Origin of the sequence: Chryseobacterium oleae (genome assembly GCF_900115055.1) — a bacterium.
Lineage (GTDB): Bacteria > Bacteroidota > Bacteroidia > Flavobacteriales > Weeksellaceae > Chryseobacterium > Chryseobacterium oleae.
Window position 1 is genome coordinate 494,446 of the sequence record NZ_FOVD01000003.1, and the last position, 18,757, is coordinate 513,202.

General features: G+C 38.5%; 11 protein-coding genes and 1 pseudogene. 10 read left to right on the forward strand and 2 right to left on the reverse strand.

Going from position 1 to position 18,757, the window contains the following annotated elements; all coding sequences use genetic code 11:
- Positions 1–257: 257 nt before the first annotated feature.
- Both BM143_RS12880 and BM143_RS12885 read right to left on the reverse strand, forming a co-directional pair.
- Complete coding sequence (locus BM143_RS12880; RefSeq protein WP_090024846.1) at positions 258–1,628, reverse strand: formylglycine-generating enzyme family protein; 1,371 nt, start codon at positions 1,626–1,628, stop codon at positions 258–260.
- Positions 1,629–1,780: 152 nt separating this feature from the next.
- Positions 1,781–2,662 carry an AraC family transcriptional regulator gene (locus BM143_RS12885; protein WP_090024847.1) on the reverse strand — a complete coding sequence of 294 codons (882 nt, stop codon included), beginning with the start codon at positions 2,660–2,662 and terminating at the stop codon, positions 1,781–1,783.
- 344 nt (positions 2,663–3,006) lie between these two features.
- On the opposite strand from BM143_RS12885, the gene BM143_RS12890 reads away from it, so the two are divergent.
- The 10 genes and pseudogenes from BM143_RS12890 (at position 3,007) to BM143_RS12935 (ending at position 18,750) form a co-directional block, all read left to right on the forward strand.
- The gene (locus BM143_RS12890) at positions 3,007–3,588 is read left to right on the forward strand and encodes a porin family protein (RefSeq protein ID WP_090025015.1); all 582 of its coding nucleotides are present in this window, start codon (positions 3,007–3,009) and stop codon (positions 3,586–3,588) included.
- Positions 3,589–3,923: 335 nt separating this feature from the next.
- Positions 3,924–4,700 (forward strand): zinc-binding dehydrogenase, encoded by a 777-nt coding sequence (locus BM143_RS12895; protein WP_090024848.1) that lies wholly within the window; start codon positions 3,924–3,926, stop codon positions 4,698–4,700.
- 17 nt (positions 4,701–4,717) lie between these two features.
- Positions 4,718–6,048: pseudogene (locus BM143_RS12900) on the forward strand (IS3 family transposase).
- Between the two features lie 264 nt (positions 6,049–6,312).
- Positions 6,313–9,099, forward strand: coding sequence for a chondroitinase family polysaccharide lyase (locus BM143_RS12905; protein WP_167375288.1), 2,787 nt, complete (start codon positions 6,313–6,315; stop codon positions 9,097–9,099).
- An 874-nt stretch (positions 9,100–9,973) separates the two neighbouring features.
- On the forward strand, positions 9,974–10,540 hold the full coding sequence (locus BM143_RS12910) for a helix-turn-helix domain-containing protein (protein ID WP_090024850.1): 567 nt from the start codon (positions 9,974–9,976) through the stop codon (positions 10,538–10,540).
- 84 nt (positions 10,541–10,624) lie between these two features.
- A complete protein-coding gene (locus tag BM143_RS12915; protein WP_090024851.1) occupies positions 10,625–13,042 on the forward strand; it encodes a heavy metal translocating P-type ATPase in 2,418 nt (805 codons plus the stop codon).
- A gap of 42 nt (positions 13,043–13,084) precedes the next feature.
- The gene (locus BM143_RS12920) at positions 13,085–13,477 is read left to right on the forward strand and encodes a hypothetical protein (RefSeq protein WP_090024852.1); all 393 of its coding nucleotides are present in this window, start codon (positions 13,085–13,087) and stop codon (positions 13,475–13,477) included.
- A gap of 254 nt (positions 13,478–13,731) precedes the next feature.
- A complete protein-coding gene (locus BM143_RS12925) occupies positions 13,732–14,319 on the forward strand; it encodes a helix-turn-helix domain-containing protein (RefSeq protein WP_090024853.1) in 588 nt (195 codons plus the stop codon).
- A gap of 243 nt (positions 14,320–14,562) precedes the next feature.
- A complete protein-coding gene (locus tag BM143_RS12930; protein ID WP_090024854.1) occupies positions 14,563–15,633 on the forward strand; it encodes an efflux RND transporter periplasmic adaptor subunit in 1,071 nt (356 codons plus the stop codon).
- 21 nt (positions 15,634–15,654) lie between these two features.
- Complete coding sequence (locus tag BM143_RS12935) at positions 15,655–18,750, forward strand: efflux RND transporter permease subunit (RefSeq protein WP_090024855.1); 3,096 nt, start codon at positions 15,655–15,657, stop codon at positions 18,748–18,750.
- The last annotated feature ends 7 nt before the right edge of the window (positions 18,751–18,757 follow it).

Genomic DNA, 18,757 nt, shown 5'->3' on the forward strand with positions numbered 1-18,757 from the left:
ATCGTGTAGAAAAAAGGCGAATTCATTTATCTAAAAACACAAAACATTCCAGGATCCGGCAATGAAGCATAGTTTTGGTTTGGTTGCGGAAACAGGGTCATTAGATTTTGGCAGATCTATTAGCTATATTAGGCTAAAATATTAAGAAACTCCTGCAGAAAAAATCAAAAGATGAACATGCAACCTCCTAAATGGGCATAAAAAACCCGGAAAATTAAAATTTTCCGGATTAGTATTTTTATGAGCTGATCTTTAAATTATGTGTTAAGTTCTCTAACTAACCGAAATCCCCACATATTGGAACGGATAAGCCAAGAATAATATGCTGACCTGTAAGATGTACGAATATTTTGAGGCATATAATCCCATCCGCCACCACGTAATACAGGGAATTGAGAGACTCCTAATGTACGGGGTAATTCATTATATGGACCTGTATTATACGAATCTTCCCAAGCATCGGCAACAAATTCTCTTGCGTTTCCTGTAACATCATACAATCCCCAATTATTGGGTTTAAAACTACCTACACTTGCAGTATAAGCAGCTCCATCATTACAATTTACCTTGATAAATTGATACCCTGTAGCTGCATCCGTTGATTCATCATAAACTGCCGCATAACCACAAGCATCATTTACATTATCCCCCCAAAAGAAAGCAGTATTGCTTCCTGCTTTTGCTGCATACTCCCATTCTGCTTCAGTGGGTAACCTGTATTTAGCTCCTGTTTTTGACGAAAGCCAAGCAGCATAATCTTCAGCATCCTTACGTGTTACACAAGTAACAGGAAAGTCTCCTTTTTGTGGAAAACCAGGATTTCTCCAAGATAAATTTTCATGATACATAGGGAATTCAGGATCACTAATCTGAGGTTGGCCGGTAAACCCTAGTGCACCTTTAGCCTCTTTACGATTAGTTTCCCGCACAAATTCAGCATATTGGTCCACAGTTACCTCAGTTTTTGATATTGCGAAAGACTTGCCAATTTTCACTTGATGTCTGGGACTTTCCCAAGCAACGCGATAAGAATCTACATTAAGTGCCTGATGTTGCTCCGTAGTGCCTCCTATGAAATAGTTTCCTATCGGTAATACTACCATCTCAGTACAATAAAAACCACTGCAATCTTTAATTACCTCAAAAGGCTGGAACACTTTTGTATCCTTTACAGGTGGCAGCTGCATAAACTTAGTTGAACTGTAGGAAGGTGACCGAAGCATATTAAATTGAGCACCCCACAAAGACATATCTGCTCTCAGATATTTATTTGATAATTGCCCACCTGGGAAACTGTTATTTTCAAAATTTGGACATTGCTGTATCATTCCTTTTGCCTGATTACTAAGCTGAGTTAAGTTTTCAATAAAATCACCATTACATTCGTCCTTTTTTATCAGGGAAAGTGCTTTATTTGCCTTCTCATAAATTACCTTATAAGTTGCGTCACAATAATTTTTAGGCCACGTTTTTAAATCAGATGCATCTTTAAAAGTTTGCGTTAACTCATTAATTACCAATTCAAATTCAGGATTCCTATCACTACAATTATTTTGGTGATCTTCACTTTGAGAACAAGAATTTACAACAAAAAATGTTATTGTAAAGAATATTACTTTTTTAATCATATATAATGTTTTAAAAATTTATTGTATTGACAAAGTCCATCTTCATTTAGACGCATATGTTATGCATTTAACACTACAAAGATACCCTCATCAAATGGGGGACATATGATAAAAAACCACATAAAAATGGTAAAACTCCGAAATTAAAATAGTTATTTTTTTTTCTGCTCCAATTTGAAATCAGAAGGTGAAGCCTCCGTCTGTTTTTTAAAAAATTTAGTGAAATTGGTGGGTTCGTCGAAGCCTAGTGCAAAGCTTATTTCTTTGATACTTAAATCCTCATGAGTCAGAAGACGTTTACTTTCTAATATAATATGGTCAGTAATATATGATTTGGGAGATTTTCCCAATGTTGCTTCAATTGCTTTTTGCAATTTTCTGTCACTTATATGTAGCTTATCGGCATAGTCTTTTACAGTTTTGTATTCAGTAAAATTCTGCCGAACTAATTTCTTAAATGCCATGGTATATGAGGAATCTTTACCGGACAGTTTATTTTTATAATTATTGCTTTTTATTAAGCTCCTTTCTGCATAATTTAAAATGTTTGATAAACCGTTGTGCAAAATAGATGCTTGAACAGTATCAAATTCATGATTTAGTTCAACAATTAAAGAGGCAATAATTTCCTGGAAAATAGTTCCTTCATGTTCCTTCAATTCAAAAAAGGTAGTACCGCCAAGAGGGTTAAAAATATGAGCATTGGATAAAAAGGATTTATTATAAGCAGACCTTGCATAAAATGTTTCAGTAAAAGCAATTAAAATGCCTTCGTAGTTTACATCGGGAACAAAGTGATGTACCTGATTGGGACTTACTATCCAAACATCATTAGCTTTAAACTTTATTTCCTCAAAATCCACAAAGTAAGTTCCTTCGCCCTGCGTGATGTACTGGATGATATAAAAATCGGTTCTGTGAGGCCGGAACACGGCTTCGGCTCCCCTTTTTATTCTTTCAGAAATGCTGATAATGTGCATATTCTGATCTTTATTAGAAATGGGTTTAAAAGAATAATTTGTGATACTTTTCATTTTTTAAATAATCTAAACTTTAAAAGGAAGAAATAATCCCAGCAGGTTTATCTATACTTGAGAAGCTACAAAATATTTCCAAAGAAAAATTATAAAATATTTCTGCAAATTCTTGTTACTAGGACCGGAATTGATTTCATCAGAATTTAAAACATCCAAAATTCTTAGAAAATCATTGCAATATAGATATTTTACTTTTTATAAAACCTAACACAAAAATTAACTTAAGGTATTGATTATTAACAATTAACACCTTATGGCTATTTTACATCTATAGTTTAAAATACTAATTTTGTTTGCACAAGAAAACAGCAATACAAATGATAAACTTTTTAAATTCAATTATGAAAAATCTATTTTTAGCATTAACATTGGCTTCAGGGTCCTTTGCTTTTGCCCAAGAAAAATCTTCAAAATCTTCAGTGGCAGTCGGACTAAAATCCGGCTTAAATATTTCTACCGTGTCTTCCAGCGCTTCAAAATCAAAAGCAGGATTCTATGGTGGTTTTTTTGTAAACTTCTCAATTTCTTCAAGCATTAGTATACAGCCCGAAGTACTATATAACGGCTTGGGGGCAAAAAAAGCAGCCGACACTGATTTAAAATCAAATTTAGATTATATTTCGGTCCCAGTAATGTTTCAATACAGAGTTATACCACAGCTTTTCCTTGAAGCAGGTCCTCAGTTTAGCTTTCTGGTGAATGCTAAATATAACTTTCCATCAAGTGTAAACGCTAAGGATGTTGTAAAAACTTTTGATTTTGGATTAGGACTAGGGACGGGATATTATTTTACGCACAATTTTGGGCTTACTGCGAGATATTTTGCAGGTATAACAAATATTATTGAGGAGGGAGCTCCGGTAAATACGTCAAAAGGAAGAAATAATGTGTTCCAGATCGGCTTGGTATATAAATTCAAATAACAATCTGGCTTTTTTAGTAAAGAAATTCAACTACATTTCGCGCATTGGAAGTACTTAAAGGTATCTTTACATACCCTTTGTAAATTCATTAACAAAGTCCATCTCAATCGAAATATCAATAACTTAAAGTAAGTATTATTTAAAATTCACAAATGATTTATTAATGTATATTAAACAGATTACTTAAATCATATTAATTTATTTTACTTAAATTGTGAGTGCAAGATAAAGATAAAAAACAAACTGTTTTACCATCTAAAACTAATCACTGGGGATGTATCTATATCAAGATAAATTAACTAAAATCCACATTTCACTACAAATTATTAAAATCTATGAGAGCAGCTTATTATACAAAAAAAGGCAATGATGCCGCAATTTTACATGTAGGGAGGGTTCCAGAAATTGATCCGGGGCCGGATGAGTTACAAATCGAGATATATTTCTCAGGTATCAATCCCGGAGAAATTTCGAAAGGGGCATTACGTCCAGGCGGGTACATGCCCTACCCTTTTATAATTCCACATAGTGATGGAGCGGGAATCGTAAGAAAAACCGGAGCAAATGTACCTGAAAGTTGGCTAGGCAAAAAAGTTCTTTGTTTTGGTGCACAATCTTACCGAGCGCATGGAACCGCAGCACAGTATTGTAGTATACCCATAAGCAATGTTATTGAAATTACTGACAATACCCCCATGATCCAGGCCGCACAAATGGGAATTCCGGCTATGACTGGGTACATGGCAGTTCATAAGGCTGGCAACCTTAGTGGGAAAGCAATCCTTGTACAGGGTGGCGCAGGTGCTGTTGGACAATGTGCAATTCAATTTGCTAAACGTGCTGGCGCTCTTGTAATTGCAACGGTAACTAGGGAGGAAGATATCGAAAAAACAAAAAAAGCAGGGGCGTCGGATGTATTTGTTTTACATTCTGGTATCATTTCAGAAATCAAACAAAAATACCCCAACGGCCTTGATCATGTTGCGGAAGTTTCATTTGACCGCAATATATTGATGGATTTGGAGCTACTAAAAAACAGGGGATCAATCGCAACATATTCAAGTGGTTCGGGTACGTCACACTCACTTAAGGAGTTTTTCATAAGAGATTAATTTTTAAATTTGATATTATGAACACCAGGAAAAAACCAACTCCTGAAACCTACATTAAAGAGATCAGGAGAAAAAACCAGAAGAATCTTCACTGCCGAGCAAAAGATCCTCATTGTAATGGAAGCCCTTCGTGCAGAGACCTCTGTAGCAGAGCTGCGTCGTAAGCATGGCATTCAGGAATCCACATTTTACAAATGGAACAAAGAATTTCTTGAGGCCGGTAAGAAACGCCTTTCCGGAGATGTGGTTCGTGAGGCTACTTCTGATGAGGTCAGCCAGCTTCGTGAAGAAAATAAGAAGCTTAAGGAAATGGTTGCAGATCTCGTTTTACGGTATGATATTGTAAAAAAAGCTTGGACATGTTGGACTAACCCAGAAATATAGAAGATATGTGAGGTTATCCGCCGGTGAAAAATTAGAGATGATAGAACTCGTTACGCGCAGTGAAATAGGTGTTAATAAGACTTTGAGGGAACTCGGCATCCATAGGAGCACCTTTTACAATTGGTACAATCTGTATCTGAAAAAAGGATATGAAGGATTTTTTTCCTCCCCCCTCTTTTAACAGAAAATAATGGAACAGCATTCCTGAGAAACAAAAAAACCTTGTGGTAGAGATCGCATTTGAACATCCCGGACTTTCCAGTCGGGAACGGGCCTACAAAATGACTGATGAAAAGGGTGTTTTTATTTCAGAATCAAGCGTGTACAGAATTTTGAAAAAACGGGGTCTGATCACTGCTCCCTCTCATATCCTGCTCTCAGCTGCTAATGAATTTAAAGATAAGACCAATTTTGTACATGAGATGTGGCAAACAGATTTCACTTATTTTAAGATTATACCATTCTAGATGATTACAGCCGTTATATTGTTCACCACTAACTCTGTAGAAACATGAAAGTGAATGATGTAAAAAGAACGGTAGATTCAGCTGTAATAAAGTCAGGGCTTAAAAAAGGACAGATTCCTAAACTTTTATCTGATAATTTCTCCTGCTACGTATCTTCTGAATTGAAAGACTATCTGCTGAAAAAGTATCAAATCAATCAGCTTCATGGAAAACCTGCTCATCCGCAGACCCAGGGAAAGATCGAGCGGTACAACCGAACGATGAAAAATTTGGTAAAACTTCATTTTTATTACAGCCCTGAAGAATTGGAAAAAGCACTGGAGGAATTTGTAAACCGTTATAATAATCAGCGGTATCATGAGTCTCTGCAAAATCTAACTCCTGCTGATGTATATTTTGGAAGAAGCGATGAAATACTCCGGGAACGCAGGAAAATAAAAGGGAAAACACTGCAACTCAGAAAACGGAATTACTTTAAAGAAATAATAAAACGCTAAAAAAAAGTTGTTCTGGAAAATTTTTGAGTCTCAAAGCTCAGAAATTTTTTATGGAAATCAACTTTTATTATAACTTTAAACTAACAAATACTCCCTAAGAGAAAGTCCATTTCCTTTTGAAGACATAAAAATTTATATTCCGTTTCGAGAGCCGACACAAAATTTTAAAATTGAATAGTAGGCCAACTTGCTTGTATGTTAAATACAATTTTTTTTTTAATTATCATTAAAATATATCTTTGTTTAAACTATAATACTCAATATATGTTGAAATCTGTTTTATTTTCGTGTATACTGCTTTCTTTTTCGTTTTTGAATGGGCAACTTAATGAAGTGAATAATATAAAGACTAAATATATCAGCTGGCTTACAGATAACACGATCACTACGTATTCTAACTCAAGTGTAAAAGGCTTATACGACAGATATATCCTATTTGGGAATACAGCTGAAACCAATGTGGTAAATAATTATAATTTTAATGCTCCCGAATCTGCCTGGAATATGACTAATGGAACTGATAATGGAGCAATGGTAACATTGGTCAACAATCACTTGTTTTATCTTGTAATGGCCTACCATTTAAAAGGGCCTGTAATCAACGGGCTGCCTTCAAATCCAAAATACCACAGCACTGCCCTGAAGAACATGATTTTAAAGGTTTTCAAATACATAAAAGACAAAGGGATCAACAGTACCACCGATTGTAATTTTAGTTTAAATGCCTCGCAGGAAACGGTTAATATCAATAATTCTGGTTTCGGGCTGCGATGTTTTACCTATGCCGCCTGTGTTCTTTTAATGAAAGAAGAATTAGCGCAGACTGGAGAATTTTCTCACCATATGGGTGTTCTGGGTAATCTCACTTCTTTTTTGGATCCGGATAATCCAAACTTTCATTTTACAAACCCTGGTTTTAATACCGATGTCGTGAGAGCATTGATAGAAACCCGTTTATGCTACGTTCTGGGACAGGAAGATACTGATACTGATAAATTGGCAAATATGGAGTTTCTTATTAATTTCACCGATAATGCCCTTTTGATTGGAAACGGATGGGCAGATTTTATAAAACCAGACTTTACCACTTATCACCACAGAGGTGCTTATGCCAACAGTTATGGTGGAGATGCCCTTTTTTCTATGGCGATCATGAACTATATTCTTAAAGGTTCTGCCTATGAATTGAAGCCCGTTTCTCAGACTCATCTGAAAAAAGCTTTGATGGCTTATCAGAAATTCAGTGCAGATTTTGAAATGCCACGAGGGCTGGCCGGACGATTTCCTAATTCTACAACCCCTCTGTTGGACTACCGATATGCATTTGCCTTATTATATGCAGCAGATCCTGTTGCTAATGCCGATGCCGGAAAGTTTTTTAAAAGAATCTATACGATGCCTCAGTCGGGATTTAGCAGGAATCTAAGTGTTAAAAATCCCGTCATGGCTGGACAGATTGCGGTCAATATCAATACGACACTCACTCCTGATGTTCCCATTACACAAGGACATTTTGGACTTCCTTATGGCGGATTGAGTATCCATAAGTATAATGGTTATCAGATTTCTGTAAAAGGAACCAGTAAACATATCTGGCATTATGAAAACAGTGCATCAGAGAATCTTTTTGGAAGATATACTTCAGCCGGGGCCATGGAAATTTTATCTGCAGGTTCTCCCAAAACACGCCTTTCCAATGGTTTGGGAGTCGCGAATGCTCAGGGTAGACTGACAGATGACGGCTGGGACTGGACGCATATACCGGGAGTTACTGCTGCATTTGTTCCCATGAACGAGCTTACATCAGGAGCCAGCAGAGAATTTAATGGCCGAAATTTTCTTGCCCACGCTTCTCTGGATGATAATGGAGTTTTTGCGATGGATTATAAGGATATCAATTCTGCCACGGGAATGACTGCCTTAAAGACCGTATTTTTCTTCAAAGATAAAGCGTTAAGCTTAGGTTCTGATATTAAAGACACCGGAGGAACACGCCCAGTACATACCACTGTTTTCCAGACCGGACTGCCTGATGCCTCTACTGCCACAGTCATCAATGGTACAACTCACACGGGACTAAATGTAAATTTTTCACAAAACACAGGAAGTATATGGGCTACAGATGCTGTGGGTAATGGTTTTGTTATTCCTTCCGGATCCTATACCGGTTCAGTGGTGATCAAAAGAAGTGCCCAGCAGTCGAGCAATCAGTCCAATACAGCAGGCACACAAGGGAACTACGCAACAGCTTATATAGATCACGGAACAGCAACTGCTTCGGGTAGATATCGTTATGGAATTATGCTTCAGGGAGGAACTGCCGGAACACAGGATTTTGCAGATCATCTGGCAGATTATTTCGACGTTATCCAACAGAATAACCAGGCACATGTTGTTAAATTTGTACAGGATCAGATCTATAATTATGTGATTTTTGATGCAGCATCTGTTTTCCAGTCAGATGTAGTAGTTTCTGTGGATAAACCGTCTGTTGTGATGACCCAGAGTACTAACGCCGGAAATAGGCTTAAAGTGAGCCTTACCAATCCTAATCTGGGTCTTTTGAATGATAATGAGTCCTATACCTATTCACAGGTCACAGGAACAGCTTCCCGTCTCTACCGTGTACCTCAGGTAAATCCTGTAAAACTGACACTGACAGGAAAGTGGAAGCTGGAAAATCCGATGAATAATATTACAACTTTAATAACAGGAAATAAAACGGAAGTGACTTTTAATACTATCAACGGAAACACTATTCAGACAAGCCTTGTTCCGGAAACATTTTTAAAAATCCAGGATATGGAAACCGTGAAAAATCCGGAAACCTTTACTGTTTATCCGAACCCTGTCAAAGAAAATCTGTATATTACTTTAAAGAAAGGGAATACTGAAAATATTAAAATATTGAATATGGCAGGCCGTGATATTACATCAAAAATTACTGTTACAAAAGGTAAAGGCAATTTAAATCTAAATATGCAGGCACTCGAAAAAAGTGTTTATTTGCTGTGTATTGATGGAGAATGTATAAAGATTATCAAGGATTAAATTTCACTGTGTTTTTTAAGGAAATGTCCTGCCATTTACACTGTTAGTGAGATATTACCTATAATCTTTTCAAAAAATTAGATATAGGGCTGTTTTAAAACATCCTGTGCTAAAGCTGAAAAGAAGGATAGCCAAGATAACTGATTTCATTACTGTCATAGAATGTTTTACGATTGTAAGGGTTAACCGAGAAACCATGCAGTAAGAGTACAACTCAAAAAATGCTTCAAAAACACTCAAAAACAATGTGGCAATTTCATGACACTTTTTTATTTCAAAAAAAACTTCCACAGATTCAGATCTAAATAATTGTAAAACAAATGATTAAATAAGTTAACAATTTGGCTTTAGAGTGCATTAATTCGATATTACTAACATTTAAAAATTGTTGAATTATGCTAGAAAATAGTTATGGGCCAACATTCTCTTTAAAGAGCCCAAAAAGAAAATGTGATATCATCAGATATGTTTATTTGCCACTGCTTTGAATTATTTGCTTTCATCTTCGAATAATTTTAATAAATCAGCTCTGCTGTAATAATCCGATCCCATCACTTTTTCTGAAACGGATTTTGCCTGCTGTGCGGATGTTTTGAAGTGTAGCAGGTGAGATCTCCATTATTCGCCGAACTGATTTTCTTCTAAGCCATTCCTGCTCGTCACTGTTAGTACTAACAGTAATTTTATTGGTTATTTTTTCATGGAGTAGTTGGAGCCTTAACTGCCGGAGATCGTCTTACTATCCAATCTTTGAATACTGCTTTACTTTGGATTATTTATTCAAACAAGTGTCGGCAACATTTGATCATGCATGAATAATTGTTTTTTAATTATAAATTTGTTGCTCAATATTTAAAATTAAGCTAACAGGGCTATGAGTATATTATTCATTAAAAACATGGTTTGCAACCGTTGTATCATGGTGATTCAGAATGAGCTCGAAAAAATCGGTTTGGACTTTACCCATATTAAGCTGGGTGAGGTTACCCTTACCAGAGAGCTCAGCGCTGAAGATAAAAAATTACTGGAAGCAGTACTTATCCCTTTAGGTTTTGAAGTAATTGATGATAAAAAGAGCAGAATTATTGAAAAAATAAAAAATATTATCATTGATCTGGTTCATCATCAGGATAATGATACAAAAAAGAATCTTTCTGACTTGCTGAGTGACCAGCTGAATCATGATTACAACTACCTTTCTAACCTTTTTTCCGAGGTGGAAGGAACAACTATTGAAAAATATTTTATTGCCCAGAAGATTGAAAAGATAAAAGAGCTATTGGTCTATGATGAACTTTCATTAAGTGAAATTGCCTTACGCTTAAACTATTCAAGTGTTGCCTATTTAAGTAACCAGTTCAAAAAAGTAACCGGACTCACACCAAGCTATTTCAAACAGATCCGGGAAGAAAAAAGAAAACCATTGGATCAGTGTAAGTAAATCTTACAAATCAAATCCATAATTCCACAATCGCATTCAAAGATCTTGTCGCCAACTTTGCAGGTAGATAATAACAAGCAAAATATGGCGACAAATACCATTCGGGAAACCATTTACATCCCTCTGGAAGACGTTGAAAGTGAACACTGTGCACTGATCGTAGAAAAAGGGCTCACACAGATCCATGGCATTGAAACCCAAAAAGTAGAACTGAATAACCGCAGGGCGGCCATTACGGTAACAGACAACGAAGTAGTTTTCAAAGCCGTTAAAGCCGTTAAAGATCTAGGCTATGGTGTTCCAACAGTTAAAAACTCCTTCCCTGTTTTGGGTATGACCTGCGCATCCTGTGCCGGCAGTGCAGAAAGTATTGCAAAGTATGAATCAGGGGTCATTGACGCCTCAGTAAACTTCGCAACAGGAAATCTGACGGTAGAATATCTTCCCAATATGACGGATGCTTCCAGGCTGCAGAAAGCTCTTCAGTCTGTGGGATACGATTTGCTCATTGTGGACGAAAACCAGCAGCAGGAATCTTTAGAAGCAATCCACGCCGAGAAATTCAAAAAGCTTAAAAATAAAACCATCTGGGCGGTTCTCCTGTCTTTACCTGTAGTCACTATCGGTATGTTCTTTATGAATATTCCTTATGCCAATGAAATAATGTGGTTCTTTTCTACTCCTGTTGTTCTCTGGCTAGGGAAAGACTTTTTCATCAATGCATGGAAGCAGACCAAACACCGTTCTGCCAATATGGACACCTTGGTAGCTCTTAGCACAGGGATTGCCTACCTTTTCAGTGTATTCAATATGGTTTTCCCTGATTTCTGGCATCGGCGCGGGTTGCATGCACACGTTTATTTTGAAGCAGCAGCCGTGGTTATTGCATTCATCCTTCTGGGTAAATTATTGGAAGAAAAAGCAAAAGGCAATACCTCATCAGCCATTAAAAAACTGATGGGCCTGCAACCTAAGACTGTAACCATCATACTCCCCGATGGGAATGAAAAACAAACTCCTATTGAGCAGGTCCAAGCCGGAGATGTATTACTGGTAAAACCAGGTGAAAAAATTGCGGTAGACGGCATGGTGAAATCAGGTAACTCTTATGTAGATGAAAGCATGTTGAGTGGAGAACCTGTTCCTGTACTGAAAACTGAAAACGAAAAAGTATTTGCCGGCACTATCAATCAAAAGGGAAGTTTTCAGTTTATAGCAGTCAAAGTAGGTAAAGAAACCATGCTGGCCCAAATCATTAAAATGGTACAGGATGCCCAGGGAAGCAAAGCCCCGGTACAGAAGCTGGTCGACAAAATTGCAGGTATATTTGTTCCCGTAGTCATCAGCATTGCTATTGTCACTTTCTTATTATGGATCGTTTTAGGGGGAAATAATGGAGTCGTTCAGGGGCTTTTAGCTGCTGTTACCGTATTGGTTATCGCCTGTCCATGTGCATTGGGATTAGCAACCCCCACTGCTATTATGGTAGGCGTTGGTAAAGGAGCCGAAAAAGGCATTCTGATTAAAGATGCGGAAAGTCTGGAACTCGCTAAGAAAGTAACGGCTGTCGTTTTAGACAAAACAGGAACTATTACAGAAGGAAGGCCTCAGGTAACCGGTATTCAATGGCTGAACAATGAAGATACTGCAAAAGACATTTTACTGAGTATTGAAAAACAGTCTGAGCATCCATTGGCAGAAGCCGTGGTAAAACATTTGGAAGGAGCTGCAGTGACTCCGATATCAATGTTCGACAGTATTACCGGTAAAGGAGCTAAAGCAGACCACAATAAGGAAACTTATTTCGTAGGTAATAAAAAGCTGCTGGCAGAAAATAATATTATTATTGCTGATCAGCTTCAACAGCAGGCTGATGAATGGGGCCGACAGTCCAGAACTGTGATCTGGTTCGGGAACAGCACACATGCACTTTCTGTGATTGCTATTTCTGACAAGATCAAAGAAACATCAGTGCAAGCCATTAAAGAAATGCAGAAAATGGGAATTGAACTGTATATGCTTACCGGCGACAACGAAGCTACTGCCAAAGCTATTGCCGAACAAACAGGTATACTCCACTATCAGGCAGAAGTACTGCCTCAGCACAAAGCTGATTTTGTGAAAAAACTGCAACAGCGGGGAAAAGTAGTAGCAATGGTAGGTGATGGTATTAATGACAGTACCGCACTGGCTACCGCTGATGTAAGTATTGCAATGGGTAAAGGCAGCGATATTGCTATGGATGTAGCCAAAATGACCATTATCTCATCCGATTTAACAAAAATACCACAAGCTATACGCTTATCCAAGCAAACCGTAGCCACCATTAAACAAAACCTGTTCTGGGCATTTATCTACAATCTTGTGGGTATACCGCTGGCAGCAGGGATTCTTTTTCCCATCAATGGATTCTTACTCAACCCAATGATTGCAGGAGCTGCCATGGCACTAAGCAGTGTAAGCGTGGTCATTAACAGCTTACGCCTTAAATGGAAAAAATAATGTAAAGAAGACCGGAATTTTAACCCAATTAATACTATTCAAATGAAAATCAATACGATTAAGATCATTCTATTTACTTTAATCGCCGTACTTGCCTCCTCCTGTGGTAGCAGTGATAAAAAAGAAAAAAATACGCATTCTCTTAGCGAGGGTGACGGACATCATCACACTAAAGCATTAGAAAATAAAGAGACTACCAAAAAAATCAACAAGTATGAAAACGAGCTTGGACAGGCCCTCGATAAAAATAGAAAATTTATAACAGGCTGCCCCTCACACAAAGAAATGATTGGCTCAGAAGGTGATACTTGTCCTAAATGTGGTTATATGACCATGTTACCCATTACATGGTCACTGGAAGGAATAGATACGGTAAGGGTAACAAGCCTCCCCGACTATAATCCTCCTTCTGACAAGCTAAAAAAAATAAATTGATTACAAAAAAAGTTTTAGAATTTTTACATTACGGCGGCCCATCATTTCCGGGTCACCGTTTTTATATCTATCATTCTGTATTGTGACCCACATACGATTACTTTCTCTGTTTAGTCTGCTATTTTTAATGTTGAATAAATTCCCATAATTCATAAAATATCATAAATCAAACAAGTAATACCATAACATTTTATTATTCATAAAAACAGACTTTTGGAGTGGTAACAATATGAATACTAAATATTTTATACTCCATGAAATTATTAATCAAAGGGATGGTATGCAACAGGTGCATTTTTGTTCTGGCTCAGGAGTTTCCAAAGCTGGGTCTTGAACTGTCAGAAATACGTTTAGGTGAGGTCATTCTAAAAGAAACAGATCAGACAGTCATTGATAAGAAAGTGATCAAAGCTATGCTCAAAAAAAATGGGTTCGATCTTTTCTACAGTAAAAATCAAAAGACAATAGATCATATCAAAGATACTGTTGAAAAAGGTATTCAACAACAATTATACACTGGTAATCCTGTGAAATTTTCTGCACTTCTCAGCAACGAACTTCATAAAGATTATGATTCACTAAGCTCACTGTTCTCATCCTCTGAGGGATGTACTCTGGAAAGATTCATCATTTCAAGAAAAATAGAAAAAGTAAAAGAACTTCTGGTGTATACCGATCAATCGATGTCCGAAATTGCATATGCCTTAGGATATAGCAGCCCGGCACATCTTTCTAACCAGCTAAAAAAATATACCGGTTTTACATCTTCTTACTACAAACAGATCAGACTTGATAAGATGACCATTATACAGGAACAGTCTCCTGATGATCCACCTTCCTGACAACCTGATTCCACTTTTTCTTATACAGATGACAAATCTACCACGAGTATCATTAAGCGAAGCCCTGTTAATTGATGGGCTTCGCTTTTTAATGCTGTTCGGTATAGATTTATTTACTCACATCTTAGGATATGACAAGATAAATTCCACAAATCTTATCTGTAATTGTGTAGAAAGCACCACAGGGTCTGTAGGTAATTTTGACCTTAAAATTTAACAATTAGTTGGATTAAAAAAAAAGTCATGTTATACAAATACAGTACACAAAGATTGGGGGTTTTAATTCCCCTATTAGGCATCCTGTTGATTGGTTGTGAAAACAAAGAAAAAAAAGCACCTGAAAAAGCAGCAACAGCTCAGGCAGACACCAGCAAATTACCGGTAGACATTATAATCGCTCAGCAGCAGCAACTCAATCAGGAGGAAGCTGTAGTGGGAACAATGATGCCCTACCGTGAGGTCTCAATTGTGAGCGAACTGCCGCAAAAGATTACTCAGGTATCTTTTAAAGACGGCAGTTATGTCCGTCAGGGAGCTGTTCTTTACAAGCTGAACGATGCTGATATCAGATCGCGTTTAAAGCAGATCGGTGCAGAACTGAAGCTGGCCCAGCTCAGTAAAAATAGGTTGAGCAATCTATTAAAAACTGAAACGGTAAGGCCCCAGGAATACGACGAGGCGGTTATGCGTTTTCAATCTTTAACTGCACAGCAGGAGCTGCTTAGGGTAGATTTGGCTAAAACGGTCATCCATGCTCCCTTTTCGGGAAAAATCGGGATTTCAAAAGTACATCTGGGTGCTTATGTAACACCTGGTATCGGGTTGGTTACCTTACAGGATCAAAGCAGCATTAAAATCAATTTCTCTGTTCCTGAAAAATACCTGCCATTGATACACGTAGGAGGCCAAATACGGTTTACGGCTGAGCTTTCTGATCAGGAATATTCAGCAACTATTATCGCAACAGAGCCGGGACTTGATGCCGAAAGCAGAAGCTTACAGGTACAGGCAATTACCCAAAATACGGGTGGAAAATTTCGTGCAGGACTTTCTGCTAAAGTCTATTTCCATGTTTCCGATAAAGGAGCTACCGGTATTATGATCCCCACTGAAGCTCTTGCTCCAGGTGAAAAAGGCTATACCGTATTTGTCATAAAGAATGGCGTAGCAAAACCTAAACCCATCACGATAAGCAACAGGACAGAAACACATGCTGTTATTACATCCGGTATTGCTACAGGAGACAGTATTATTGTTTCAAATATGCTGCGCTTAGGAGACGGAACACCCGTAAAAGCAGTGATCTCTAAATAACCAATTTCAAATCTTAGCATTATGAGCATATCAGCTTTAAGTATAAAAAAACCGGTTTTGGCCGGTGTATTTTCGCTCCTTATCGTTATTTTAGGGATCATAGGATGGAAAGAATTAGGGATTCGGGAATTTCCGTTGACGGAGCCACCTGTCATTTCGGTCGTTACTTTTTATCCCGGAGCAAGCCCCGAAGTAATCGCATCCAAGATTACCAAACCAATGGAAGAATCGATTGCCGAAGCCAATGGCATACGGACCATATCTTCCGAATCGAGAGAACAGGCAAGTGTTATTTCAATAGAATTCAACCGGGAAATAGACATTGAAGATGCCCTCAATGATGTTAGAGATAAAGTGGCTAAATCCAGGAAACAGCTTCCCGTCGATGTGGATCCTCCAATCGTTCAAAAAACATCATCACCGGACAATCTGGTGGCATTCCTTGAAGTGGAAAGTGATACCAAAGATATCAAAGAGGTCAGCCACCTCGCCTCTACTACCATCAAGGACAGAATTCAATCGATTCCCGGCATTAATAACGTATCCATTGTAGGAGAGCATAAATACGCGATGCGCCTTCGTTTTGAACCTTCTAAACTGGCAGCCTATCAGCTTACGCCCGCAGATATCCGCCAGGCATTAGCAAGGGAAAATATTGACCTGCCCGCAGGACGGATAGACGGAACGAACAGCGAACTAAGTATCCGTACCATGGGACGTCTTACTTCCGTGAAAGATTTTGAGGAAATGCTCATTAAGCAAGTAGGAAGTACCGTAATCAAACTGAAAGATATCGGCTCAGCCGAACTGGGAGAAGTCAACGAACGTACGGCTATTATCAACGAAACAGGAAACCTTAACCGTGTGGGTATAGGTGTGGCTATTCAGATACAGCGTGGGGCTAATGCAATTGAAGTGGTAGATGAGTTTTATAAACGTCTGGATCAGCTTCGAAAGGAAATCCCCTCTGAATACCGTCTGATTGTGGGCTTCGACTTTACTCAATCTGTGCGGGAATCTATCAAGGAGGTAGAAGAAACGCTCTTTATTGCTTTCGGACTGGTGGTATTGATCATCTTTCTATTTCTTAGAGACTGGCGGTCCACCCTGATTCCGGTGATTGCCATTCCCGTTTCGATTCTTTCCGCATTTTTCATCATGTATGTGGCTGATTTTTCCATCAATATACTGACTCTTCTGGGACTGGTCCTTTCCATAGGACTCGTGGTGGATGATGCCATTGTTGTCCTTGAAAATATCTATAAAAAAATTGAAGAAGGTATGTCGCCGATACAGGCAGCATTCATAGGTTCTAAGGAGATTTATTTTGCTGTTATTTCCACTACCATTACGCTGGCCGCAGTATTTCTGCCTATTGTTTTTATGGGTGGTATCAGCGGACAGCTTTTCAAGGAATTTGCCATTGTAGTATCCGGCTCAGTACTCGTCTCTGCTTTAGTGGCATTAACGCTTACTCCCATGTTGAGTGCTTATTTTCTGAAGAAAAAAGAAAGACCGAATTGGTTTTACCGTGTTACCGAGCCATTCTTTGTCCGCTTAAATAATGGATATGCCTTTTTGTTAAAAGCCTTTATGCGCGCCAGATGGATGGCCTGGGTTTTCCTTGCGGGCACGACCTCACTGATCTATTTTGTCGGCGAAAAACTTCCGTCAGAATTGGCTCCCATAGAAGACCGTTCCAATATGAGCCTCATTGCTGTTGCTCCCGAAGGCGTTTCTTTCGACTATATGAAAAAACATATGACTGAGGTTGGGAAATATGTCAACGATTCCACCGACGGTCTTTATCAGACGTATTCGATGGTTGCTATTTCATTTATTCCAGCTCCTGCCCCTGTCAATGTGGCTGTACAAAGTATCTATCTCAAAAATCCTAAAGAACGGAAATCCAGCATTCAGGATCTCTATAGCCAATATGGAGCTGCTTCCGGGAAATTCAGAGGGTTTCTTCTGTTTCCTTATCTGCCTCCAACTATTGGGAGCCGATACGGAGGAGGTATGCCTATCCAATATGTATTACAGTCACAGAACCTGGATAGTCTGACTGCTGTACTTCCAAAATTTCTGACAGCAGCGCGACAAAGTAAAAAGCTTCTCTTTGTTGATGCTGATCTCAAAATCAATAAACCTGAAGTCAAAATTAATATCGACCGTCAGAAAGCAGCTTTGATGGGAGTGTCTATGGAAGAAATAGCCCATACTTTGCAGCTTTCATTCTCCGGACAGCGTTATGGATATTTTCTGCGCAACGACCGTCAGTACGAAGTGATTGGACAGCTGGATCGTGAAAACAGGAATGATAAAAGTGATTTAAGTGCGATCTACGTTCGCTCGGCAACAGGTATGATGATCCCGCTGAATAATCTGATCACCACGGAAGAAGCCGTAAGTCCGGCAGCCATTTACCGGTATGATCAATATACATCAGCTACCGTATCTGCAGCAATGGCACCCGGAGTAAGTCTTGCAGAAGGAATACAGGAAATTGAAAAAATCAAGAAAGAGATTCTGGGTCAAAATTTCAAAAGCTCCTTAGCCGGTCAGTCAAGGGACTATACTGAAAGCCAGGGTAATATCAGCTTTACCCTGATTGTAGCATTGCTCTTTATCTATATGATCTTAGCGGCCCAGTTTGGAAGCCTTCGTGATCCGCTGATCATCATGCTTACCGTACCGATGGCCATCACCGGAGCCATTCTGAGCCTGTCATGGTTCGGGCAAAGTTTAAATGTATTCAGCCAGATCGGGATCATTACCCTGGTAGGATTGATCACCAAAAACGGAATATTGATCGTGGAATTCGCCAACCATCTGAAAGATACAGGACTTTCAAAATATGAAGCAGCAATACAAGCTGCAGAACAGCGTTTCCGTCCGATTCTGATGACATCACTGGCCATGATATTCGGAGTACTGCCCATTGCACTTACTGTTAACAGCCGCCAGTCATTAGGAATTGTCATTGCAGGTGGGCTCGTCTTTTCGGGAATCCTCACCCTATTCATCATTCCTGCTGTTTACTCCTATTTATCAAGCAGTAAACTTAAGAAAGTTGTTGTGGAAGAAAATCCCGAAGATCAAGCAGACCACGAGTAAAATAATG